Annotated in this window: 16 protein-coding genes; 7 read left to right on the top strand and 9 right to left on the bottom strand. The window is 60.7% G+C overall.

From position 1 onward, the window contains the following. Positions 1 to 179 precede the first annotated feature (179 nt). The 7 genes from ACIGDJ_RS06125 to ACIGDJ_RS06095 all read right to left on the bottom strand — a co-directional run bounded on the left by ACIGDJ_RS06125 (position 180) and on the right by ACIGDJ_RS06095 (position 11,390). A complete protein-coding gene (locus ACIGDJ_RS06125) occupies positions 180 to 1,709 on the bottom strand; it encodes a DHA2 family efflux MFS transporter permease subunit (RefSeq protein WP_397479662.1) in 1,530 nt (509 codons plus the stop codon). A 155-nt stretch (positions 1,710 to 1,864) separates the two neighbouring features. Further along, entirely contained in the window at positions 1,865 to 3,067 is a 1,203-nt protein-coding gene (locus ACIGDJ_RS06120) for an efflux RND transporter periplasmic adaptor subunit (RefSeq protein WP_101159127.1), read from the bottom strand. Positions 3,068 to 3,082: 15 nt separating this feature from the next. Next, positions 3,083 to 4,552, bottom strand: coding sequence for an efflux transporter outer membrane subunit (locus ACIGDJ_RS06115; RefSeq protein ID WP_397479663.1), 1,470 nt, complete (start codon positions 4,550 to 4,552; stop codon positions 3,083 to 3,085). Continuing rightward, positions 4,542 to 5,024 (bottom strand): MarR family winged helix-turn-helix transcriptional regulator, encoded by a 483-nt coding sequence (locus tag ACIGDJ_RS06110; RefSeq protein WP_101159129.1) that lies wholly within the window; start codon positions 5,022 to 5,024, stop codon positions 4,542 to 4,544. The genes ACIGDJ_RS06115 and ACIGDJ_RS06110 overlap by 11 nt, the downstream gene beginning before the upstream one ends. 250 nt (positions 5,025 to 5,274) lie before the next feature. Next, complete coding sequence (locus ACIGDJ_RS06105) at positions 5,275 to 8,949, bottom strand: translocation/assembly module TamB domain-containing protein (protein WP_397479664.1); 3,675 nt, start codon at positions 8,947 to 8,949, stop codon at positions 5,275 to 5,277. Continuing rightward, positions 8,946 to 10,673, bottom strand: coding sequence for an autotransporter assembly complex family protein (locus ACIGDJ_RS06100; RefSeq protein ID WP_101159131.1), 1,728 nt, complete (start codon positions 10,671 to 10,673; stop codon positions 8,946 to 8,948). Before ACIGDJ_RS06100 ends, ACIGDJ_RS06105 begins: the two co-directional genes overlap by 4 nt. Before the next feature lie 66 nt (positions 10,674 to 10,739). After that, on the bottom strand, positions 10,740 to 11,390 hold the full coding sequence (locus ACIGDJ_RS06095; RefSeq protein WP_397479665.1) for a GNAT family N-acetyltransferase: 651 nt from the start codon (positions 11,388 to 11,390) through the stop codon (positions 10,740 to 10,742). A 297-nt stretch (positions 11,391 to 11,687) separates the two neighbouring features. On the opposite strand from ACIGDJ_RS06095, the gene xthA reads away from it, so the two are divergent. Next, the gene (gene xthA, locus ACIGDJ_RS06090; RefSeq protein WP_397479666.1) at positions 11,688 to 12,500 is read left to right on the top strand and encodes an exodeoxyribonuclease III; all 813 of its coding nucleotides are present in this window, start codon (positions 11,688 to 11,690) and stop codon (positions 12,498 to 12,500) included. 154 nt (positions 12,501 to 12,654) lie between these two features. Beyond that, positions 12,655 to 13,989, top strand: coding sequence for a substrate-binding domain-containing protein (locus tag ACIGDJ_RS06085; protein WP_397479667.1), 1,335 nt, complete (start codon positions 12,655 to 12,657; stop codon positions 13,987 to 13,989). A gap of 127 nt (positions 13,990 to 14,116) precedes the next feature. On the opposite strand, the gene ACIGDJ_RS06080 is transcribed toward ACIGDJ_RS06085, so the two are convergent. Next, positions 14,117 to 15,346 (bottom strand): acyl-CoA dehydrogenase, encoded by a 1,230-nt coding sequence (locus ACIGDJ_RS06080; protein WP_101159135.1) that lies wholly within the window; start codon positions 15,344 to 15,346, stop codon positions 14,117 to 14,119. A 170-nt stretch (positions 15,347 to 15,516) separates the two neighbouring features. Here ACIGDJ_RS06080 and ACIGDJ_RS06075 point away from each other — a divergent pair, with 170 nt between their 5' ends. The 3 genes from ACIGDJ_RS06075 to ACIGDJ_RS06065 all read left to right on the top strand — a co-directional run bounded on the left by ACIGDJ_RS06075 (position 15,517) and on the right by ACIGDJ_RS06065 (position 18,045). Continuing rightward, positions 15,517 to 16,452 carry a LysR family transcriptional regulator gene (locus ACIGDJ_RS06075; RefSeq protein ID WP_071172922.1) on the top strand — a complete coding sequence of 312 codons (936 nt, stop codon included), beginning with the start codon at positions 15,517 to 15,519 and terminating at the stop codon, positions 16,450 to 16,452. A 149-nt stretch (positions 16,453 to 16,601) separates the two neighbouring features. Further along, positions 16,602 to 17,000 carry a MerR family DNA-binding transcriptional regulator gene (locus tag ACIGDJ_RS06070; RefSeq protein ID WP_101159136.1) on the top strand — a complete coding sequence of 133 codons (399 nt, stop codon included), beginning with the start codon at positions 16,602 to 16,604 and terminating at the stop codon, positions 16,998 to 17,000. Positions 17,001 to 17,145: 145 nt separating this feature from the next. Then, a complete protein-coding gene (locus ACIGDJ_RS06065; protein WP_397479668.1) occupies positions 17,146 to 18,045 on the top strand; it encodes a hydroxymethylglutaryl-CoA lyase in 900 nt (299 codons plus the stop codon). A 591-nt stretch (positions 18,046 to 18,636) separates the two neighbouring features. On the opposite strand, the gene ACIGDJ_RS06060 is transcribed toward ACIGDJ_RS06065, so the two are convergent. Next, complete coding sequence (locus ACIGDJ_RS06060) at positions 18,637 to 20,334, bottom strand: AMP-binding protein (protein WP_397479669.1); 1,698 nt, start codon at positions 20,332 to 20,334, stop codon at positions 18,637 to 18,639. Between the two features lie 296 nt (positions 20,335 to 20,630). Here ACIGDJ_RS06060 and ACIGDJ_RS06055 point away from each other — a divergent pair, with 296 nt between their 5' ends. Continuing rightward, complete coding sequence (locus ACIGDJ_RS06055) at positions 20,631 to 21,794, top strand: isovaleryl-CoA dehydrogenase (protein ID WP_397479670.1); 1,164 nt, start codon at positions 20,631 to 20,633, stop codon at positions 21,792 to 21,794. Between the two features lie 12 nt (positions 21,795 to 21,806). Then, positions 21,807 to 23,414, top strand: a complete 1,608-nt coding sequence (locus ACIGDJ_RS06050; RefSeq protein WP_101159140.1) for a carboxyl transferase domain-containing protein — start codon at positions 21,807 to 21,809, stop codon at positions 23,412 to 23,414. Positions 23,415 to 23,425: the final 11 nt, after the last annotated feature.

Below are 23,425 nucleotides of genomic sequence, written 5' to 3'. Positions count from 1 at the left end.
CGTGCTTCTAGCACCGCGGACTCGCAGCTTGCCATCCACCCCTCTCACCCTAGAGTTTATTCCTAGATCAAGACACAAGCGGGCTTGCTCGCGAAAGCGGTGTGTCAGACAAATCAATGCTGAATGACACGCCGCATTCGCGAGCAAGCCCGCTCCCACATTTTTGATCGCGTAATGCCTCAGTGACCGCTGGCAGCAGGCCCGGCCTTCGCGGCAAACGGCGGCTTCGCCAGCCATACGATCAGAATCAACCCCATGAACCCCCACCCGAGCAGCGTGAAGTAATCCACGGTGGAGAGCATGTACGCCTGGCTGGTCAGGATCTGATCCATCTGCGCATACGCCGGCTGACTCGCCCCGCCCAGCGCGTGCAAGGTCTCGCGCGTGGCCGGCTCGAAGGTGCTGATGCTCTCGCTCATATAGGCATGATGCTGATTTGCCCGGCGAATCCAGATCCACGTGGTCAGCGATGCCGCAAAACTCCCGCCCAATGTGCGCAGGAAGGTCGCCAGACCGGCGCCATCGGCAATCTGGCTCGGCGGCAAGTCCGACATCAGAATGCTCAGGGTCGGCATGAAGAACAGCGCCACGCCAATACCCATGAACAACTGCACCAGAGCGATAGTCTGGAAGTCGACCTCGTTGGTGAACTCGGCGCGCATGAAGCAACTCAGGCCGATCGCCAGAAACGCCAGCCCGGCGAGCAGTCGCAAGTCGAACTTGTGCGCGTATTTGCCGACAAACGGCGACAGCAGCACCGGCAGAATACCGATCGGCGCCACCGCCAGACCGGCCCAGGTCGCGGTGTAGCCCATTTGCGTTTGCAGCCATTGCGGCAGGATCAGGTTGATGCCGAAGAACCCCGCATAACCCAAGACCAGCACCAGCGTGCCGATGCGGAAGTTGCGATAGGCGAACAGGCGCAGGTTGACCACGGGATGCTGGTCAGTCATTTCCCAGATCACGAACACCGCCAGCGCGACCACGGAAATTGCCGCGCCGATGATGATGAAGTTCGACTCGAACCAGTCCAGGTCATTGCCCTTGTCGAGGATCACCTGCAACGCGCCGACACCGATGATCAACGTGATCAGCCCGACGTAGTCCATCGGCTGGCGACTGGTCACCACCGGCCGCTTGGCCAGTTGCGAGCGCACCACCATCACCGCAAAAATCCCGATCGGCACGTTGATGAAGAAAATCCACGGCCAGCTGTAACTGTCGGTAATCCAGCCGCCGAGAATCGGCCCGGCAATCGGTGCGACCACCGTGACCATCGCCAGCAAGGCCAGGGCCATCCCGCGTTTCGCCGGCGGATACACCGCGATCAACAGGGTTTGAGTCATCGGGTACAACGGCCCGGCGACCAGACCTTGCAGGACCCGGAAGCCGATCAGCTCGGGCATCGAGGTGGAAATACCACAGAGAAACGACGCCAGCACAAACAGCATCGTCGCCCACAGAAACAGTTTCACCTCGCCGAAGCGGCGGCTGAGCCAGCCGGTCAGCGGCAGCGCGATCGCGTTGCTCACGGCGAACGAAGTGATCACCCAGGTGCCCTGCTCGGAACTCACCCCCAGGTTGCCGGAAATCGTCGGCAACGCCACGTTGGCGATGGTGGTGTCGAGCACTTGCATGAACGTCGCCAGCGACAGGCCGATGGTGCTGAGCAACAGGCTGGGCGGCGTGAAAGAAGCGTTATTGCTCATTGTGAATCCTATGAAACCAGATTGGCGCTGCGTCAATTGTGTGGGCGGGCTTGCTCGCGAAAGCAGTGTGTCAGTCAACATCCATGTTGAATGTCAGTCAGCATTCGCGAGCAAGCCCGCTCCCACAGGGCCTTGGGTCAGTTCGGGAATCGGATTCAGCGCTGCGCGGTCTTGCCCGCCGCTGCGCTGTTGTCGTGGATCAACTGGGCAATCATCGCGTCCGCCTCGGCCAGTTGGCGCTCGTAGACGTTGGTGCTGAACGAGGCTTTTTGCGGCGGCTGCTGCGCCAATACCGGGCCGCTCTGGTCGTGCAGATTCACTTCAACGTTGGTCGACAGACCGACCCGCAGCGGGTGCCTGGCCAATTCCTCGGCATTGATGTGAATGCGCACCGGCACGCGCTGGACGATCTTGATCCAGTTACCGGTGGCGTTCTGCGCTGGCAGCAAGGCAAACGCGCTGCCGGTGCCGGCGCCGAGACTGTCCACGGTGCCGCTGTATTTCACATCGCTGCCGTAAATATCGGCCTCGATATCCACCGGTTGGCCGATGCGCATGTCACGCAGCTGGGTTTCCTTGAAGTTGGCGTCGATCCACAGTTGATCCAGCGGGATCACCGCCATCAGCGCGGTGCCCGGCTGTACGCGCTGACCGAGCTGCACGGTGCGCTTGGCGACGTAACCGGTCACCGGGGCGATCAAGGTGCTGCGGGCATTGGTCAGGTAGGCCTGACGCAGATCCGCCGCCGCCGACATCACATCCGGGTGCGACGACACCACGGTGTCGTCGACCAGCGCGCTGGTGGTTTTCAGTTGCTGTTTGGCATTGGCCAGGGCGTTCTGCGCCGAGGTCAGGTCGTCACGAGCGTGGGACAGTTCCTCCTGGGAAATCGCCCCGCCCTGCGCCAGATTCTTGCGGCGGTTGTAGTTGTCCTGCGCCTTTTGCACTTCGGCCTGTTGCGCGTTGACCTGGGCTTTCATGCCATCGACGTTGCTGTACAAGCCGCGCACCTGACGCACGGTGCGCGCCAGTTTGGCCTTGGCACTTTGCAGGCCGACTTCGGCGTCGTTGGGGTCGAAGTTGATCAGCACCTGGCCTTCATGGACCAGATCACCGTCGTCGGCGCCGATGCTGACCACGGTACCGGTGACCAGCGGTGTGATTTCCACGACGTTACCGTTGACGTAGGCATCGTCGGTGCTTTCGTTAAAGCGCCCGATGAATTCGTGATAGGCCCAGACGCCGGCAATGGCGAGCAGAACGACCACGGCGAGGGCCAGCAGCATCACCTTGCGCTTGCGCGGGTTGCCGGTGTCCGGGGTGTTGTCTTGAGCTTGGGTGTTTTCGGCAGTGGCCATGACAAATACCTTGAATTAGTAGTGCGACGAGGCTGGGCTGGCGTTGGCTGCATTCAGGTTTTCTGCCTGAAAGCCGCCGCCCAGCGCTTGCATCAGTAGAATCGACAGGTCGATCTGCTCGGCATTGAGCGTCGCCAGCTGACGCTGGGCCTGGAGCAATTGCTGCTCGATGCTGAGCACGTCCAGGTAGTTGCCGATGCCGGAACCGTAACGCTGGACTGCGGTGTTGTAAGAATCCTGAGCGATGTCGGTGGCGTGCTGCTGCGCGCCGATCTGCCGGCCGATATCGCGCAGCTGATTGATGGCGTCACCGACATCGCCGAGGGCTTTCACCAGACTTTTGTTGTACTGCGCCACGGCGAGGTCGTAATCGGCGTCACGCGCATCGAGGTTGGCGCGCAGGCGTCCGCCATCGAAGATCGGCAGCGACACGGTCGGCGCAATGTTGAAGAAACGGCTGGCCGAACCGAACATCGCGTCGCCCAAGAGAGACTCGGCACCGGCCGACGCACTCAGGTTGAGATTCGGATAAAACCGCGTCTTGGCGGCGTCGATATCCTTGCTCGCCGCCTCGACACGCCAGCGCGCCGCGACCAGATCCGGGCGGCGACCGAGCAGCTCGGCAGGCAACACCGATGGCACCGCGACGGCGCTGGCTTGCAGGACTTTTGGTCGAGCGATTTCGTTGCCGCGATCCGGGCCTTTGCCGAGCAATACCGCCAGCGCGACCTTTGCGCTGTGCAGGCGTTTTTCCGCGTCGATCAGGCTGGCCTGGGAACTGGCTTCCAGACTCTGGGTTTGCTGGAACTGGTACTGGCTGTCGATCCCGGAACTCAGGCGGCGCTGGCTCAGGTCGAGCATCTGCCGGGTGCGTTTGAGGTCTTCATTGGCCAGGTCATAAACGATATGCGCTTGCCCCAAATCGCTGTAAGCGCGGGCGACGTCAGCGGCGAGGGTCAACTGCGCAGCCTGACGATCGACTTCGGCGGCGCGCGCTTCACCGAGCGCAGCTTCCCAGGCATCGCGCTGGCCGCCCCACAAATCGAAGTTGTAATTGAAGCCGGCGCTGACATTGCGCACCGTCGAATAGGCACCGCCCTGCCCCAGCGGATCCTGATCACGGGCCAGCCGCGAACGGCTGATGCCGGCGCTGGCGTCGAGGGTCGGATAGCGTTCGGCATCAGCGGCATACGCTGCCGCACTGGCCTGATGGGCGCGGGCTTCGGCGATCTGCATGTCCGGGCTGTCGCGCAGGGCCTCACGGATCAAGCCATCGAGCTGCGGATCGCCGAGGCTGATCCACCAATCGCTCTTCGGCCATGCCGCCGGCGACAGGCTGACGCCGTCCAGAGACTGCGCTGTCTTCAGGTTCGCGGCGTCGAGGCGCTGACCTTCGGTATCGAGACCGCTGTAGTTGGCGCAACCGGCGAGGATCATTGCCGACAGCAGCAGAGTCAGGCTGCTGCGCAAGGTTTTACCGCTCATTGTGATCACCTAAACGCTGGAGGGTGATCGGGTCACCGGCCGCCAGCAGAATTTTCTTGAGGATGTATTCGAGGGTTTTCAGCTCTTCGCGGGAGATGGCACCGGCCAGTTCATTCATCGCATCGGCACCGATCTGCGGCAGGCGATCGGTCAGTTGCTGGCCCTGTACGGTCAGCTTCAACTGCACCTGCCGGCGGTCGTCTTCGCTGCGTTGGCGCAGCAGAAAACCTTTCTGCTCCAGCCGATCGAGCATGCGCGTCATCGACCCGCTGTCCAGCGACAGATGCCGGCACAGCTCGGCCGGGGTGTCGACGCCGAACTGGGCCATGATGATCAACACCTTGAACTGCGCGGCGGTAATGCCGTGGGGTTCCATGTGCGTATCGATGATCCGGTCCTTGAGCAGCGCGGCACGGCCGAGCAACAGGCCGAGATGGCAATGCTTGAATTCGTCGGGGGTGAAATGCTTCATCGATCCACCTGATAACTGCCTAGGCAGTGAATGTATGTCGAGATGTTACTGCCTAGGCAGCGAATGTCAACGCAATAGTTAGCAGGCTTGGTAATTAGTTGACAAGTGGGCTGGGTTTGAATCGTTCCCACGCTCCGCGTGGGAATGCAGCCGGGGACGCTCTGCGTCCATTTTTGAGAGCGGGGACGCAGAGCGTCCCTTGAGGCATTCCCACGCAGAGCGTGGGAACGATCATTGAAGGGAGCGAGAGCTAGAAATCCCGCTTGTAGAAAATATCCAGCGAACTCGCCACGCCGCTCGCCGCTTCGACGTAGACCTTCTTGCTCAGTTTGTAGCGCAGGGCAATCGTGCTGGCCGGTTCGAAGACGCCGACGCCGTAACGCAGGCTGAGTTTTTCGGAGATGTTGCCGCTGGCGACGACGCTGGTGTCATTGCCGCTGCCTTGGGTGTCGAGCTGGAAATCCTCGATGCCCAGATCCTTGGCCAAACCACTGGTGACCCCGGCACTGCCCATCAGACCCAGGCCCAACGCGGCTTGCGCGAGCATGTTGTTGTCTTCGCCGTTGGTGCTCAGCGGACGACCCAGCACCAGATACGAAAGTGCCTGTTCCTGACTCATCGCCGGTTCGGAGAAGATCTGCGTGGTCGGCTGTTCGGCGCTGCCGCTCAGGCGAATGCCGGCGATCACGTCGTCGGTCTGGCGGATCGCTTCGATGTCCAGATACGGCTGGTCGATGGGGCCGGCGAACAGCAGACGCGCACGCCGCACCGTCAGGCGCTGGCCGTAGGCGCGATAGCGGCCGTCGTTGAGCCAGAGTTCGCCGCGGGTGTCCATGTTGTCACCGATGTGCACCTGACCCTGCAGATTGGCAGTCAGGCCGAAACCGGCGAAGCTCAGCTTGTCCTGGCCGACAATCACGTCGATGTCCATTTTCATCGCGATCGGCGGTTTGCCCTCTTCGGTCTGCGCGCCAACGATGATGGTGTCCTCGGAGACCTTCACGGTCGATGGCGGCAGCTCACGCACGGTGATTTCGCCTTTGGGCACAAGCACCTTGCCGGCAACCTTCAGCTCGTCGCCGGCCATGGAAATTTTCAGATCCGGGGCCATTTCGAGTTTGGCGTAAGGTTCGACGCTGACGGGCAATTGCGTGCCCTTGAGCGCAAGATCGACCACCAGCGCCTGCCCCCAGGCGACATTGCCATCGAGGCTGCCCTGGCCGGTCTTGCCGCTTTTCCAGCCGCCGTCCAGACGTACCGATTCGCCGGCGATCGCCGCGGTCAGTTGCAGGTTTTGCAGCTCCATCGGCAGTTCCGCGCCGGAAACTTCGCCATCGCTAAGCTGCACCGTCCCGTTGACCAGCGGTGCGAGCAGGCCACCGGAAAGCGTGCCGCTACCATTGAGCCGGCCGGTGAGTTTTTCCACCATCGGCACAAACGGCCGCGCTACCGACAGGTCGAGACCGGAGAGGCGGAACGAGCCGCTCAGCGGTTTGTTTTTCGGCAGCGGATCAAGCTGCGCCCGCACCATCAATTCGCCGAGTTTGCCGCCGACGAAATCGAGTTCGGTGTCGACGCGCTTGGGTGTGAGTTTGCTGCTGAGTTTGAGCGTCTGGTAGGGGAAATCCAGCCAGCGATCCTTGTCGCGCACGCGCAAAGTGCCGCCGCTGGCATCGACACTGACCACGCCGTTCGGGCCGCTCGCTGGCAGGTCCAGTTGCAGATCAGCGTTGAGCCGGCCTTGCCAGGCGAAGTCTTTCGGCAGCCACTGCGCGAGGCTTTCGATCGGGAATTGCTTGAGGTGATAACGCAGTTTCGGCTCCGGCATCAGGCGCTGATCTTCACCACACAGGCTGGCGTTACCCGATAGCCAGCAATGCGCGCCGAAATTGATCTGGCCGTCCGACAGGCGCTCCAGTCTGGCCGGGCGTTGCAGCTTCCAGTCCTGACCACCGGCCTGAATGTCGCCACTGGCCAGGCGTCCGCGCCAGTTGCCCTTGTCCAGATTGCCGTCCAGACCCAGCGTCAGTTTCAGCTTCGGCCCGATCAAATCAAGGTTGAGTTTCTGGCTTTTGATATCGCCCTGAGCACTGGCAGTCAGGGTGTCCAGCGCGGTGTCGCCGGTCTGAATGCCGCTGCCTTTGAGATTGATCTTCGCCCGCTGCGCGCTGTCGAGCGTGGCGTCGAGGTTGAGGCTTTGCAGGCGGTTGTCCTGAAAGGCCAGTTGCGAGCCTTGCAGATCGAGCTTGCCCTGCGGCGCTTTCAGCGTACCGGCAACGTTGACCTGACCGTTGACCTGCCCGCGCAATTGCGGCCAGAGCTGGGCCAGACGCGGCAACTTGATGTCGATCTGGCCGCCGAGTTTGTCCTGCAGGCTGCCCTTGCCGTTGATGCTGTTGTCGCCGAGGCGGATTTGCAGGGCGTTGAGGTTCCACCGCTCGCCGGCGCCGTCAGCCTTGGCCTGCAGAATCGCCGGTTGCCCGCGCAATTTGCCTTTGAGGTCGAGGTCGGCGCTGAGGCTGAGCTGATCATTCTTCATCTCGCCTTTGCTCCTCAACGGCCCGGCCAGCGTGCCCGGCAGTTCCGCGACCCAGTACGCCGGGTTGAGCGCCGACAGATCCAGCGCGGTATCCCAGGCGATGCCGTCGGCGAAGCGCACATTGACGTGCCCTTCGGCCTTGCCCTGCCCGGCTTGCATGATCAGTTGCGGCAAGGCGATCTGTTCAAGGTTGCCGCTGAACGGACTGCTGAGGGTGAACGCCCCGGCCGGGCCATCCAGCGCGGCGTCGAAGTTGCCGAGGTATTGACCGTCGGTGTAGGACACTTCGCCAGTGAGAGTACGCAACGTGACTTGCGGCTCGTCGATCTCCGGATAGAGCCGGTGCCACGGAAAGTCTTGCCAGTTGACATTGGCCTGAGCGCTGAGGCCTTTGCTCCAATCGAGATTGCCGGTGAGCTTGAGGCTTTGCGTGTCGTTGGCGTTGAGGTCGAGCCCGGCGATCTGCGCACCATTGGCGTCGACCTTGCCTTTTAGCAGCAGCGCCACCGGGGATTTGTCGGCGGGCAGCGTGGCATTGCCGAGCAGTTGGTAACCGTTTTTCAGGTCGCCTTCGCCCGTGAGCACAAGCTGATTGAATTGCAGGGTGTCCGGCAGATCGGCGCTCGGCTTGAACGCGTCGCTGGTGATACGCAGCCTGGCCGGAAGGTTTTCGGCCAACGCTTGCAGTTCTCCGTTCAACTGGCCGTCGAGGTAGCCTCGGCTGTCGGCGTGCAGGTTGAGCGTTTTCAGCAGGTCGCCGTCGACCTTCAGCGCCAGCGTCCACGGCTCGCTGCCCGGAGCGGGCAAAGTCAAATCGCCGTGAATATTCAGCGGCCAGTTGCCGCTCGGTTGCAGCAGGCCGGAGAGGTTCAGGCTGAGTTCGTCGCGCTGCAATTTCACGCTGTCGATCTGCAGGCCCTGTGCGGTCCAGTGCGCCGCCAGTTGCAGGCCCCTGAGCTGTTCGCTGCCGTTGAACAACAGGCTGCCGACCTCGACATCGCCCAGTTCGACAGCCAGCGGCAATTGCAGGTCCGGCAGTTTGACCGGGCCGCTCTCGGTGGTTTCTTCGCTCGGCGGGAATTGCAGGATCACCTGATTGGCCTTGAGCTGATCGATGCACAAAGTCATGCGCGTCAGGCACAGCGGCGACCAGGCGAAGATTGCCTTGTCCAGCTCGACACGGCTGGTGTCCTGCTGCCAGACCAAGTGATCGGCGCTCCATTGCCCAGCGAGGCGACCGTGGAAATTTTCCACGCTCAGGCCCGGCACCAGACCCAGCACCCAGCGGCTGCCCGCCTGCGTGCCAAGCAACGAGGCGAGGCTCAAGACGATCAACAAGACCAGCGCCAACAGCGTCAGCGCCGTTATTTTCACACCACGCTTCACAGCTCAGGCCCCATGGAAAAGTGCAGCCGGATGCCGCCGTCGTCGTCCAGCGCATGGGCCAGGTCAAGGCGGATCGGCCCGACCGGTGAGACCCAGCGCACACCCACACCGACCCCGGTCTTGAGGTCGGGCAGTTCGAGTTTATTGAAAGAGTTGCCTTGGTCGACGAAGGTCGCGACGCGCCATTTCTCGGCAATCGAATACTGATACTCGACGCTGCCGGCAATCATGTAACGGCCACCGATGCGGTCGCCGTCAGAGTTTTTCGGCGACAGGCTCTGGTAGTCATAACCGCGTACGCTCTGATCGCCACCGGCGAAGAAGCGCAGCGACGGCGGAATCGAGTTGTAGCCATTGGTGGCGCTGCCGCCGACCTGCACGCGACCGAGCAAGCGATGCTTGTCAAACACCGTCGTCAGGCCCTTGACCAGCGCGGTGCCATATAAAAGGTTGTTGTCCGATCCCAGTCCTTCCTTGGCCACTTTGCTTTCGAAGCTCAGGCGATAGCCATTTCGCGGGTCGATGCGGTTATCGCTCTTAAGGTACGAATAGCTGATACCGGGCATCAACAAGGTGCTCAGGCCCGAGTCGTCGCCGAGTTCGTATTCTTCGCGCTGCCATTTCAACGAGATCACCCGCTGCCAGCCGCTGGGGAGCTTGCTGTGCCATTCGGGGCCGAAGGTCAGCAGCTTGCTGAGGGTGTCGGAGCCTTCGATGTCTTCGAACTGATAGCCGCCGGCCCAGCGCAGTTTGTCAGTCAATGGCGGGTCGAGCGGAATGTCGTAGAACAGCCCGACGTTTTGCCGTGGCGCTGAAAGCTCGGCTTCCCAACCATAACTGTCGCCCTGCGGATTGACCCAGTGGCGCGTCCAGTTGGCTTTGATGCGCGGGCCGACGTCGGTCGAGTAACCGAGGCCCAGGCCCATGGTGCGCGGTTTGCGCGTGTCGAGTTTGACGTCGACCGGGATCACCTGGCCTTCGGCCGCCGTCGGTGCCGCGTCGACGCGCACGCCTTCGAAATAGCCGCTCGATTGCAGGTCGCGGTTGAGTTCGGCGATCAGTTCGGAATCATAAGGCTCGCCGGCCTTGAACGGCACCATGCGTTGCAACAGGTCTTCGTCGAACGGCGTATCGCCCTCGAAACTGACTTTGCCCAGCGCATAACGCGGGCCGCTGTCGTAGATCAATTCGATATCGGCCACGCCCGCGCGGGGATCGACCATGAGTTTCTGGCTGGTGAAATGGCCGCTGAAGTAACCGAAGCGCGAGGCCTGGTTCTGGATCAGCCGTTTGGCGTCTTCGTAACGACCATGATTGAGCACGGCGCCGGATTTGAGCAGGTCGCCTTTCGGTACGCGGAAGGATTTCAGCGAGGCCGCCGGGCCGTCGACGCGCACGGTGACGTTGCGCAGGCGAATCGGCTCGCCGGGATCAATGTTCAGCACCAGACGCGGTTTTTCTCCGCCCTTGACGTCACTGTCGATCTGCGGCTGATAGTAGCCCAGCGCCTGCGCTGCTTTGCGCGCCTGCTCTTCGGCGCCGCGACTGAAGCGCAGCAAGGCTTCTTCGTCGCGATCGCCGAGGCTGCCGATATAGCCTTCTATATTGGCTTTGAGTTCATCGTTGGACGGCTTGATCCGTACATCCAATTCACTTTGCGCCAGCGCCGCGCAGCTGGATAACAGCATCAGCACGCCGCTGGTAAATCTTCGTGGAAACTTCATAGGCGCGGATGCTATCACGGGCTCGGGAGCCTGATAGAACAGGAAATTTCCCAAGGAGTTCTACGGTTAACCCGTTGCTGTTTGTAACACCTGCGGATTGGCGTGAAAAAATACGTGTTCGCGCACCGGCCCGACGGCAACCTCGCCGATCTCCTGATAACCCTGCCTTTTATAGAAATCCAGGTAGCGCGGGTTGCCAGTGTCGAGCACCACGCCTTGTGAGGTTTCATCAACCGCGCACCAATTGTGCACGGCAGTGAGCAGTTGTTCGCCGTAGTGTTGGCCTTGAAACTGCGGATGCACGCCAAGCAACGGCAGCATGTGCACCGAGTCACCGGGCACGCACGCGGCAACGGCATCGTGGTATTCCAGATAACGCCGGGTGCAGCGAAACCCGGTGCTGAGCACCATGCGCAGGCGCCACGCCCAGCTTTCGGTAACACCCAGGCGCCGTTGCGGCGGTGCGATCAGGGCGATGCCGATCAGGCGGTCGTTGACCAACAGGCCGATCGCTGGCAAATCCTGGAGAAAATGCTGTTTGACCAGCTCGCGGACTGTGGCGCGCACGCGTTGTTCGTAGCCGGGGCGTTCAGCTTCGAACAGATAGCCGAAGGTCGGCTCGTGGCGATAGGCCTGATACAGCAACGAGCGGGCTTCGCGCGAATAGCCGCGGTCGAGCATGTGGATGTCGGCAACGGCGGACTGTGTTTCAAGCATTGCAGTGATTCTCCCCGGGGTGCGCTCGGAGGCTGGCGCGCTTGATGGTACGAACCTTGGGCGGGTGTGGTGGTTCCCCTGACAGGGTAGACCAGCCCTGGATCTTCATCGACCGGCCGGACGCCTTCGCGAGCAGGCTCGCTCCCGAATTTCGATCGCATTTCCCTGTGGGAGCGAGCTTGCTCGCGAAGAGGCCCTTACAGGCAGCACAAATCCCACAGGCCAAAATGATTTGTCCCACACTGGCCCATCTCCCCCATGTCAGCTAGCATCGCCCTTTTGCCAGGACTGCCGACCATGAAGATTGTTTCCTTCAACATCAACGGACTGCGTGCCCGTCCGCATCAGCTGGCAGCGCTGATCGAAAAACATCAGCCCGACGTGATCGGCCTGCAGGAAACCAAGGTTCACGACGACCAGTTCCCCCTCGAAGACATCCGCGCCCTTGGCTATCACGTGCACTTCCATGGCCAGAAGGGCCATTACGGTGTCGCCCTGCTCTCGCGCAACGAACCGATCGCGATTCACAAAGGTTTCATCACCGACGAAGAAGACGCGCAGCGTCGTTTCATCTGGGGCACTTTCGCTGACGCCAATGGCGTGCCGGTGACGATCATGAACGGCTATTTCCCACAAGGTGAAAGCCGCGATCACCCGACCAAATTCCCCGCCAAACAGCGCTTCTACAGCGACCTGCAAGCGCTGCTGGAAAGCCAGTTCCACAATGAACAGCCACTGGTGGTGATGGGCGATGTGAACATTTCCCCGGAAGACTGCGACATCGGCATCGGCCCGGACAACATGAAGCGCTGGCTGAAAACCGGCAAATGCAGCTTCCTGCCCGAGGAACGCGAATGGATGGCGCGCCTGAAGAATTGGGGCCTGACCGACAGTTATCGTCATCTCAACCCTGACGTGACCGATATGTTCAGTTGGTTCGACTACCGCAGCCGTGGCTTTGAGGACGAGCCTAAGCGTGGGCTGCGGATTGACGTGATTCTGGCTTCCCATGGTCTGCTGCCACGGGTCAAGGATGCCGGCGTGGACTACGAACTGCGCGGCATGGAGAAGCCCTCGGACCATGCGCCGATCTGGCTTGAATTGAGCTAAAAGCAAAAGATCGCAGCCTTCGGCAGCTCCTACATTTGGAATGCATTTTCCCTGTAGGAGCTGCCGAAGGCTGCGATCTTTTGATTTGTCATATTTCGGTCACGCGCCTGACTTAATCTCCCCGGCAATCCCCTTGGCTTGATTCGGTGCCGGCATGACCCTGCGTGTTCTCTGCGTTTTTCTGTTGAGTGGCTGGCTGTCCGTCTATGCGGCCGCCCTGCCGATCCCCGAAAACGGCTTGGCATTACGCATTCAGGGTTCCAATACCATCGGCGCCGAACTCGGCCCGGCGCTGATCGAAGGCCTTTTGCACGAACAAGGCCTGCTGAAAATCCACCGCGAAACCCCGGACACCGCCAACGAACAACGCATCATCGGCCAGACCGCACAAGGCCAACGCGTTGTCATCGAAGTTGCCGCCCACGGCTCCAGCACCGGTTTTGCTGCGTTGAAAAACGCCAGCGCCGATCTGGCCGCCTCCTCCCGCGAGATCAAGGACAGCGAACTGCTCGCCCTGCAACCCCTCGGCGACCTGAAAAGCCCGGCGGCCGAGCAAGTCATTGCGATCGACGGCCTGGCGATCATCCTCAACCCGGCCAATCCGCTACAGCAGTTGAGCACCGAGCAATTGGCGCGAGTCTTTGCCGGCGAAGTGAAAACCTGGGAAGACATCGGTGGCCGTGGCGGCGCCATACATTTGTATGCGCGGGATGACCAGTCGGGGACGTACGACACGTTCAAGGAACTGGTGCTGAGCCACCGTGGGAAAAGTCTGAGCGGCGCAGCGAAACGTTTCGAATCCAGCGAGCAATTGTCCGATGCGGTCAGCGCCGATCCGCAAGGTATCGGCTTCATTGGTCTGCCTTACGTGCGTCAGGCCAAAGCCGTGGCGATTGCCGATGGCGCCTCGCAAGCAATGCTGCCGCTGAACAGTCTGATCGCCACTGAAGACTATCCGCTGTCGCGGCGTTTGTTCTTTTATCTACCGCCGGACAGCCGCAATCAATGGGCTCAGGCGTTAGCCAAATTTGCACAGAGCCCACGGGGTCAGGCGATCGTTGCGGCTAGCGGGTTCGTCAGTCAGACCGTGCAGGCCATGAGCGTGGCGCCGAATGCGCTGATGCCCGAGGGTTATCAATCCCTCAGCCGGCATGCCCAGCGTCTGACAGTGAATTTCCGTTTTGCCGAGGGTAGCGCCAGTCTGGACAACAAGGCGCGGCAGGATCTGGCGCGGGTGCTCGACTATATAAAGCGTAATGGCAAGACCGATCGGGCGGTAACGCTGGTGGGCTTTGGTGACCTCAAGGACGACCCGGCGCGGGCCGATCTGCTGTCGAAGCTGCGGGCGATGGCGGTGCGTCGCGAGCTGGTCAAAAACGGCGTGGTGCTGCGCGAAGTGCGCGGCTTCGGCGCGCTGATGCCGGTGGCGACCAACAGTGCGGATGAAGGAAGGATCAAGAATCGGCGGGTTGAGGTTTGGGTGTACTGACCAGCACTGATCGTTCCCACGCTCTGCGTGGGAATGCATCCCGTGACGCTCTGCGTCACAGTGGACGCGGAGCGTCCATGGCGGCGTTACCACGCAGAGCGTGGGAACGATCAGGGTAAGATTCGGATCAGCGCTCGCTACGCAGCATTTCCTTCGGCACATACTTGCCGATTTCGAACTTGCCGATCGCCGCGCGGTGCACTTCGTCCGGGCCGTCGGCCAGGCGCAGGGTGCGCTGCATGGCGTACATATAGGCCAGCGGGAAATCGTTCGACACCCCTGCTCCGCCGTGCATTTGAATCGCCCGGTCGATCACGCGCAAGGCGACGTTCGGCGCCACCACCTTGATCTGCGCGATCTCGCTCTTTGCTACTTTATTGCCAACGGTGTCCATCATGTACGCCGCTTTCAACGTGAGCAGGCGGGCCATGTCGATCTCCATCCGCGAGTCGGCGATCTTGTCGATGTTGCCGCCCAGACGCGCCAACGGTTTGCCGAACGCAGTGCGGCTCACCGAGCGTTTGCACATCAATTCCAGTGCCCGTTCAGCCATGCCGATCGAGCGCATGCAGTGGTGAATCCGCCCTGGGCCAAGGCGACCCTGGGCGATTTCGAAGCCGCGTCCTTCACCGAGCAGGACGTTTTCGTACGGCACCCGCACATTGTCGAACAGCACTTCGGCGTGACCGTGCGGCGCGTCATCGTAGCCAAACACCGGCAGCGGCCGGACGATTTTCACCCCCGGAGTGTCGACCGGTACGAGGATCATCGAGTGCTGGGCGTGGCGCGGCGCGTCGGGGTTGCTCAGGCCCATGAAGATCAGAATCTTGCAGCGCGGATCGCAGGCACCGGAGGTCCACCACTTTTTGCCGTTGATCACCCACTGATCGCCATCGCGCACGGCACGGGCGGCCATGTTGGTCGCATCGGAAGACGCCACATCAGGCTCGGTCATGGCGAACGCCGAACGAATCTCGCCGCGCAGCAGCGGTTCGAGCCAGCGCTGTTTCTGTTCTTCGTTGGCGTAACGCACCAGCACTTCCATGTTGCCGGTGTCCGGCGCCGAGCAGTTGAACGGCTCGGGCCCCAGCAGGGAGCGACCCATGATTTCCGCCAGCGGCGCGTATTCTAGATTGCTCAGGCCGGCACCCAGCTCGGACTCAGGCAAAAACAGATTCCACAGACCTTCAGCCTTGGCCTTGGCTTTGAGCTCTTCCATGATCGCGGTCGGCTGCCAGCGATCGCCCTCGGCGACCTGGCGTTCGAACACGGCTTCGGCCGGGTAAACGTAAGTGTCCATGAACGCGGTCACGCGCTCACGCAGTTCTTGCACCTTCGGCGAATAAGCGAAATCCATGGGTATTTACCTTCTCGGGCAGAGGTTGTTCAAGTCATGCAATCGATGCTAGAACAGCGTTGATCATTTACCTAGCCTATTCTCGGCGTGTATAAACATTCATCACCAATATATGATCCGCTGATCGTCAGCCCCAAAACACTTGCACTAATAACAAGAGAAGCCGCGTTATGAATCTGAGCAAGGTCGACCTCAACCTTTTCATCGTCTTCGACGCGATCTACACCGAAGCCAACCTGACCCGCGCCGGGCAGATTGTCGGCATCACCCAGCCAGCGGTATCCAACGCCCTGGCACGGTTGCGCGAGACGTTTAACGACCCGCTCTTCGTGCGCACCGCTCAAGGCATGGTGCCGACGCCGATGGCGCAGAACATCATCGGCCCGGTGCGCAATGCCCTGTCGCTGCTGCGCGTGTCGGTGCAGGAAAGTCGCATCTTCAACCCGGCGCAGGCAGTCAAGACTTATCGGATCAGCATGACCGACCTCACGGAAGCAATCATTCTGCCGCCACTGTTCCAGCGTCTGCGCCGCCTCGCGCCGACGGTGATCATTGAAAGCTTTTTATCGAAACGCCGGGAAACCACCAAGGAACTGGCCGCCGGACGGCTGGATTTCGCCGTCGATGCGCCGCTCAACACCGACCCGCAGGTGCGCCACGTCAAACTGATGGACGACCGTTATGTCTGCGCCATGCGCAAGGGCCATCCGATGGCGGGCAAGGAAAAACTCAGCCTCGATGATTATCTGTCGCTGACCCACATTCATATCTCCAGCCGCCGCAGCGGTCTGGGTTATGTCGATCTGGCACTGGGCAAAATGGGCATTCAGCGCAAGATCGCCCTGCGTTCACAGCACTATCTGATGGCTTCGCAAGTGATGCAGCAGACCGACATGGTCATGACCGTGCCGGAACGATTCGCCCGCCGCCATGACCTGCAATCGTTCAATTTGCCGGTGAATGATGTGCCGTCGGTGGAAACGCATTTGTACTGGCATGAAAGTACGGACCAGGACCCGGCCAATCGCTGGATGCGCGAGCAGATGATCGAGTTGTGCCAACAGGTGACGGCACAGGAGAAGAAGCTGGAGAAGCAGGCGGTCTGAGGAAAATCAAAAGATCGCAGCCTTCGGCAGCTCCTACATTTGGAATGCATTCCCTGTAGGAGCTGCCGAAGGCTGCGATCTTTTTCTTGCTTGACGTAAACGTAAACCACCGATTAGCTTAGCGCCATGCCCCCTTTCCGAGCGCTTTCATGAGCAGTCAGACCTACAGCATTTCCGACCTCGCCCGCGAGCTGGACATCACCACCCGGGCGATCCGCTTTTATGAAGAGCAAGGCCTGCTCAGCCCCGAGCGTCGTGGCCAGGAACGCATTTATTCACCGCGCGACAAGGTTACCCTGAAGCTGATTCTGCGTGGCAAGCGCATCGGTTTTTCCCTGGCCGAATGCCGCGAGCTGATCGAACTCTACGACCCGTCCAGCGGTAACACCCGACAGCTGAACAGCATGCTGGCGAAAATCAGCGAACGCCGCGAACAGCTCGAACAGCAGTTGCTGGATATCGAACAGATGAAGCTCGAACTGGATACAGCCGAAGAGCGCTGCGTGCAGGCGCTGGAGCAGACGCTCAAGAGCCAGCAAGCGATTTAACGAATCACCGCTTCCCCTGTGGGAGCGAGCTTGCTCGCGAATGCATTCTGTCATCCAGCATTGACGGTGACTGACGCTACGCTTTCGCAAGCAGCTCGCTCCCGCAGGGTTCTTCGTGAACCCGAAAAAACAGGCAGGTCCCGCCATGTCCCTCCCCTCCCAAGTACGCCTGATCGAAGTTGGCCCGCGCGATGGCCTGCAGAACGAAGCCCAACCGATCAACGTCGCTGACAAGGTGCAACTGGTCGACGCGTTGAGCAACGCCGGGCTGGGCTATATCGAAGTCGGCAGTTTCGTCTCGCCCAAATGGGTGCCGCAGATGGCCGGGTCCGCCGAGGTGTTTGCGCAGATTCAGCGCAAGCCCGGCGTGACCTACGGTGCACTGGCGCCGAATCTGCGCGGTTTTGAAGATGCGCTCGCGGCCGGGGTCAAGGAGGTCGCGGTGTTTGCCGCCGCGTCCGAAGCGTTCTCGCAGCGCAACATCAACTGCTCGATCAGCGAAAGCCTGGCGCGGTTTGCGCCGATCATGGAAGCGGCGAAACAGCACGGCGTTACCGTGCGCGGTTACGTTTCCTGTGTGCTGGGCTGCCCGTATGAAGGCACCGTTGCGCCGGAGCAAGTGGCGATGGTTGCGCGCGAGTTGTACACGATGGGCTGCTACGAAGTGTCGCTGGGCGACACCATCGGCACCGGCACGGCGGGCGCCACCCGGCGGCTGTTCGAGGTGGTTTCGGCGCACGTGCCACGGGGCAAACTCGCCGGGCATTTCCACGACACCTACGGCCAGGCCATGACCAATATCTATGCCAGCCTGCTCGAAGGCATTGCGGTGTTCGACAGCTCTATCGCCGGGCTCGGCGGCTGCCCTTACGCCAAAGGCGCAAGCGGTAACGTCGCCACAGAAGACGTGGTTTACCTGCTCAATGGCTTGGGCATCGAGACCGGTATCGACCTGGACGCCTTGATTGCTGCGGGCCTGCAGATCAGTGCAGTCCTCGGTCGCCCCACCGGTTCGCGGGTGGCCAAGGCGCGCAGCGCCCAGTGAGGTGTTACCGCTGCATCAGTGATGTGGGCAAAAACGAGTAACACGGAAACAAATTGTCTGGCTTTGCTCAGAACTGAAAATCCTGAAAATAGTAACCAACTGATTTTTAACGATTTTTAAAAGTTGGCACGACACCTGCTATCTCTATCGCATAACAAGAATAAAAAGCCGCAAACCAATAAAAACAAGACGAAACGACTCTGACATAACAAGAACAACACGGCAGAGACGCAGCTAACAGATTTTTTTGGAGAAGGTGTGCTTTTCAGGGTGCTCTCAGGAGTGACCCGCAACCGGGCAGAGAACAATAAAACTACCTTCAGGTAGCTCCCGAATCGGTTGGATCTTTAAACGAGAAAGCAGATCAGCGCTCAAAAAAATACGTTTGCTCTTGACCCCGGATGGGGGTCGCCAAAAAGCTGTACAGGGCCACGGTTGCCAAAAACAACAACAGACCGACCCTCAATAATAAAAAGAGCACGCAACGACAAATTAAAGGGGAGCCTCGGCTCCCCTTTGTGCTTTCTGCAATTTCTGAAATATTCCCTAATTTCCTTGTGGGAGCAGGCTTGCTCCCACATTTGATCTACATCAGACCTGCCTTTCACGCAGCTCTTCGATACTGATTTCCCGCATGCGAAATTTCTGGATCTTCCCCGTCACCGTCATCGGAAACGCTTCGACAAACTTGAAGTAACGCGGCGTCTTGAAGTGGGCGATACGTTCCTTGCACCAGGCTTGCAGCTCCAGCTCCGAGGCGCTGTGGCCGGGGTGGAATTTGATCCAGGCGACGATTTCTTCACCGTAGCGCGAGCACGGAATGCCGATCACCTGCACATCCGCTACCGCCGGGTGGGTGAAGAAGAATTCCTCCAGCTCACGCGGATAAACGTTCTCGCCGCCACGAATGATCATGTCCTTGTTCCGCCCGGCGATGTTGACGTAACCCTCCTCGTTCATGCTCGCCAGGTCGCCCGTGTGCATCCATCCCGCCTCATCGATGGCTTCGGCAGTAGCCTGCGGGTTGTTCCAGTAGCCGAGCATCACGCTGTAACCGCGCGTGCACAATTCGCCGATGGTGCCGCGTGGCACCAGGTTGCCAGCGTCGTCGATGATCTTGCTTTCCAGTTGCGGCTGGGTGCGGCCGACGGTGGTGACGCGCAATTCCAGGTCATCCGCCGGCCCGGTCTGCAGCGACACCGGACTGGTTTCGGTCATGCCGTAGGCGATCTGCACTTCGCTCATGTGCATCTCGTTGATCACCCGGCGCATGACCTCGATAGGACAGGTCGCGCCGGCCATGATCCCGGTGCGCAGGCTCGATAAATCAAAGGTCTGCCGCTGCGGCTGATCGAGCATGGCGATGAACATGGTCGGCACACCGTACAGCGCCGTGGCCTGTTCTTCCGCTACTGCTTGCAGCGTCAGCGCCGGATCGAAAGCATCGTTGGGGTAAATCATCGTGCTGCCATGGGTGACGCAACCGAGGTTGCCCATGACCATGCCGAAGCAGTGATACAGCGGCACTGGAATCACCAGTCGATCGTCAGCCGTCAGGCCGAGGCTTTCGCCGACCATGTAACCGTTGTTGAGAATGTTGTAGTGGCTGAGGGTTGCGCCCTTGGGGAAGCCGGTAGTGCCGGAGGTGTACTGGATGTTCACTGGCTGATCGAAATGCAGGCTGGCGCTACGCTCGCGCAGTTGATCGGGCGAGACGCTGGCGGCCAGCTCGCTCAATTGTGACCACGGCAGAAAACCGGCTGGCGGATTTGCATCGAGGCTGATCACGCCGCGCAAGTCCGGCAGGCGTTCGCTGCGCAGGTGACCGATGGCGTGATCGGCCAGTTCCGACGCCAGGCCCTGGAGCATCTCGTGATAGTTCGAGGTTTTGAACGCGCCCGCACAGACGAGCCATTGGCAGCCGGATTGCTTGAGCACGTATTCCAGTTCGGAGCTGCGATAGGCGGGATTGATGTTGACCAGTATCACGCCGATCTTCGCCGTGGCGAACTGGATAATGCACCACTGCGCGCAATTCGGCGCCCAGATGCCGAGGCGATCGCCCGTCTGCAAACCAAGTGCGAGCAAAGCGCTGGCCTGCTCGTCCACCGCTTCGGCAAGTTGCCGCCAGGAGTAACGCAACTGCTGATGGCGCACCACCAACGCCTCACCGTCCGGGTGTTGCGCGACAGTCTGATCGAAGCGCTGGCTGATGGTCATCGCCAGCAAAGCTTTGTCCTGAGTACCACGGCTGTAGCTGCGCTGCGGGTTTGCACTGGGTTGATCCATGACGACCCCCATTATCTTTATTAGTGGGTTGGCCAGATTTAATCCCAGTGGGAGCGAACTCGCTCAAGAAGAGGCCAGCATACTCAGCATAAATGCTGACTGAACAGACGCTTTCGCGAGCAAGCCCGCTCCCACAGGTTTCATTCGGCTTGCAATCCTGAATGGCCCTACTCTCGCCCAAGTTAACGCTTACGTAAAGCCGATTGACAGTAGAAGTCGCGAAGCTTTACGTTAACGTAAAGCTGAACGCCGATTCGTCGTGCGCTCCACCCGATAAAAAAGCCAAAAGGTGACCCATGAGCTATCCATCCCTGAACTTCGCCCTCGGTGAAACCATCGACATGCTGCGCGATCAGGTTCAGTCCTTCGTCGCCGATCAGATCGTCCCGCGTGCAGCCCAGATCGATCACGACAACCTGTTCCCCGCCGACATGTGGCGCAAATTCGGTGACATGGGTCTACTCGGCATCACTGTGCCGGAAGAGTACGGCGGCGCAGGTCTGGGTTACCTGGCGCACGTGGTGGCGATGGAAGAAATCAGCCGTGGCTCGGCGTCGGTGGCGTTGTCCTACGGCGCGCACTCCAACCTTTGCGTCAACCAGATCAACCGCAACGGCAGCCACGAACAGAAAACCAACTACCTGCCGAAGCTGATCAGCGGCGAGCACGTTGGCGCCCTGGCGATGAGTGAGCCGAATGCCGGCTCCGACGTAGTCTCGATGAAACTGCGCGCCGACAAACGCGGCGACCGTTTCGTGCTCAACGGCAGCAAGACCTGGATCACCAACGGCCCTGACGCCAACACCTATGTGATCTATGCCAAGACCGATCTGGAAAAAGGCCCGCACGGCATCACTGCGTTCATCGTCGAGCGTGACTGGAAAGGTTTCGGCCGCAGCAACAAATTCGACAAGCTCGGCATGCGCGGCTCTAACACCTGCGAGCTGTTTTTCGATGACGTCGAAGTACCTGAGGAAAACATTCTCGGCGTGCTCAACGGTGGCGTGAAAGTGTTGATGAGCGGCCTCGATTACGAACGCGTGGTGCTCTCCGGCGGCCCGACCGGGATCATGCAATCGTGCATGGACCTGATCGTGCCGTACATCCACGACCGCAAGCAGTTCGGCCAGAGCATCGGCGAATTCCAGCTGATCCAGGGCAAAGTTGCCGACATGTACACCCAGCTCAACGCCAGCCGCGCCTATCTGTACGCGGTAGCCCAGGCCTGCGAGCGCGGCGAAACCACGCGCAAGGACGCTGCCGGGGTAATCCTCTACACCGCCGAACGCGCCACACAAATGGCCCTCGACGCGATTCAGATTCTCGGCGGCAACGGCTACATCAACGAATTCCCCGCCGGCCGCCTGCTGCGTGACGCCAAGCTCTACGAGATCGGCGCCGGCACCAGCGAGATCCGCCGCATGCTGATCGGCCGCGAACTCTTCAACGAAACCCGCTAAACGGAGCTGACCATGGCCACTCTGCATACTCAGCTCAACCCGCGCTCAGCGGAGTTTGCTGCCAACAGCGCGGCGATGCTCAAACAGGTCGACGCGCTGCACACCCTCCTCGCCCAAGTGGCGCAGGGCGGCGGTGCCAAAGCTCAGGAACGCCACACTTCGCGCGGTAAATTGCTGCCGCGTGAACGCATCAATCGCCTGCTCGATCCGGGCTCACCGTTTCTCGAAATCAGCCAACTCGCTGCTCACGCGGTGTATGGCGAAGACGTGCCGGCCGCCGGTGTGATCGCCGGTATCGGTCGCGTCGAAGGCGTCGAATGCATGATCGTTGCCAACGATGCGACGGTAAAAGGTGGCTCGTATTACCCGCTGACCGTGAAGAAGCACCTGCGCGCGCAGACCATCGCCCAGCAGAATCGCCTGCCGTGCATTTATCTGGTGGATTCGGGCGGCGCCAACCTGCCGCGTCAGGACGAAGTGTTTCCTGACCGCGAGCATTTCGGGCGGATCTTTTTCAACCAGGCCAACATGAGCGCGATGGGCATTGCGCAAATCGCGGTGGTCATGGGCTCGTGCACCGCAGGCGGCGCGTATGTGCCGGCGATGGCAGACGAAGCGATCATGGTGCGCAACCAGGCGACGATTTTCCTCGCCGGCCCGCCGCTGGTAAAAGCCGCGACGGGTGAAGTGGTCAGCGCCGAAGACCTCGGCGGTGCCGATGTGCATTGCAAGACCTCCGGTGTGGCCGACCATTACGCCGAGAACGACGAACACGCTCTCGCCCTGGCCCGCCGCAGCATTGCCAACCTCAACTGGCGCAAGCTCGGCGAGGTGCAGCAACGCACGCCGATTGCGCCGCTGTACGCCAGCGACGAGTTGTACGGCGTGGTTCCGGCTGACGCCAAGCAGCCATTCGATGTGCGCGAAGTGATTGCGCGGCTGGTCGACGGCTCGGTGTTCGATGAATTCAAAGCGCTGTTCGGCACCACGCTGGTCTGCGGTTTCGCCCATCTGCACGGTTACCCGATCGCGATCCTGGCAAACAACGGCATCCTCTTCGCCGAAGCCGCGCAGAAAGGTGCGCATTTCATCGAACTGGCCTGCCAACGCGGCATCCCACTGCTGTTTTTGCAGAACATCACCGGTTTCATGGTCGGCCAGAAATACGAGGCCGGCGGCATCGCCAAGCACGGCGCCAAACTGGTGACCGCGGTAGCGTGCGCCAAGGTGCCGAAATTCACCGTGATCATCGGCGGCAGCTTCGGTGCCGGCAACTACGGCATGTGCGGTCGCGCTTACGACCCGCGCTTTTTGTGGATGTGGCCGAATGCGCGGATCGGCGTGATGGGCGCCGAACAGGCCGCCGGCGTGCTGGTGCAGGTAAAGCGCGAACAGGCCGAACGCAGCGGTCAGGCGTTCACCGTCGAGCAGGAAAGCCAGATCAAGCAGCCGATTCTGGACCAGTACGAAGAACAGGGTCACCCCTATTACTCCAGCGCACGACTGTGGGACGACGGCGTCATTGACCCGGCGCAGACCCGCGATGTGTTGGCCCTGGCCTTGTCTGCGTCGCTGAACGCGCCAATCGAACCGAGCCGCTTCGGCGTGTTCCGGATGTGATGGGGAGAATC

Origin of the sequence: Pseudomonas sp. NPDC079367 (assembly GCF_044542195.1) — a bacterium.
GTDB lineage: Bacteria > Pseudomonadota > Gammaproteobacteria > Pseudomonadales > Pseudomonadaceae > Aquipseudomonas.
This window is presented reverse-complemented; position numbering and strand designations above follow the sequence as displayed.

Bases quoted from the DNA above. Each gene is read 5' to 3' on its own strand.
- ACIGDJ_RS06125 (WP_397479662.1), bottom strand. From the start codon at position 1,709: ATGAGCAATAACGCTTCTTTCACGCCGCCCAGCCTGTTGCTCAGCACC.
- ACIGDJ_RS06120 (WP_101159127.1), bottom strand. From the start codon at position 3,067: ATGGCCACTGCCGAAAACACCCAAGCTCAAGACAACACCCCGGACACC.
- ACIGDJ_RS06115 (WP_397479663.1), bottom strand. From the start codon at position 4,552: ATGAGCGGTAAAACCTTGCGCAGCAGCCTGACTCTGCTGCTGTCGGCA.
- ACIGDJ_RS06110 (WP_101159129.1), bottom strand. From the start codon at position 5,024: ATGAAGCATTTCACCCCCGACGAATTCAAGCATTGCCATCTCGGCCTG.
- ACIGDJ_RS06100 (WP_101159131.1), bottom strand. From the start codon at position 10,673: ATGAAGTTTCCACGAAGATTTACCAGCGGCGTGCTGATGCTGTTATCC.
- ACIGDJ_RS06095 (WP_397479665.1), bottom strand. From the start codon at position 11,390: ATGCTTGAAACACAGTCCGCCGTTGCCGACATCCACATGCTCGACCGC.
- xthA (WP_397479666.1), top strand. From the start codon at position 11,688: ATGAAGATTGTTTCCTTCAACATCAACGGACTGCGTGCCCGTCCGCAT.
- ACIGDJ_RS06085 (WP_397479667.1), top strand. From the start codon at position 12,655: ATGACCCTGCGTGTTCTCTGCGTTTTTCTGTTGAGTGGCTGGCTGTCC.
- ACIGDJ_RS06080 (WP_101159135.1), bottom strand. From the start codon at position 15,346: ATGGATTTCGCTTATTCGCCGAAGGTGCAAGAACTGCGTGAGCGCGTG.
- ACIGDJ_RS06075 (WP_071172922.1), top strand. From the start codon at position 15,517: ATGAATCTGAGCAAGGTCGACCTCAACCTTTTCATCGTCTTCGACGCG.
- ACIGDJ_RS06070 (WP_101159136.1), top strand. From the start codon at position 16,602: ATGAGCAGTCAGACCTACAGCATTTCCGACCTCGCCCGCGAGCTGGAC.
- ACIGDJ_RS06065 (WP_397479668.1), top strand. From the start codon at position 17,146: ATGTCCCTCCCCTCCCAAGTACGCCTGATCGAAGTTGGCCCGCGCGAT.
- ACIGDJ_RS06060 (WP_397479669.1), bottom strand. From the start codon at position 20,334: ATGGATCAACCCAGTGCAAACCCGCAGCGCAGCTACAGCCGTGGTACT.
- ACIGDJ_RS06055 (WP_397479670.1), top strand. From the start codon at position 20,631: ATGAGCTATCCATCCCTGAACTTCGCCCTCGGTGAAACCATCGACATG.
- ACIGDJ_RS06050 (WP_101159140.1), top strand. From the start codon at position 21,807: ATGGCCACTCTGCATACTCAGCTCAACCCGCGCTCAGCGGAGTTTGCT.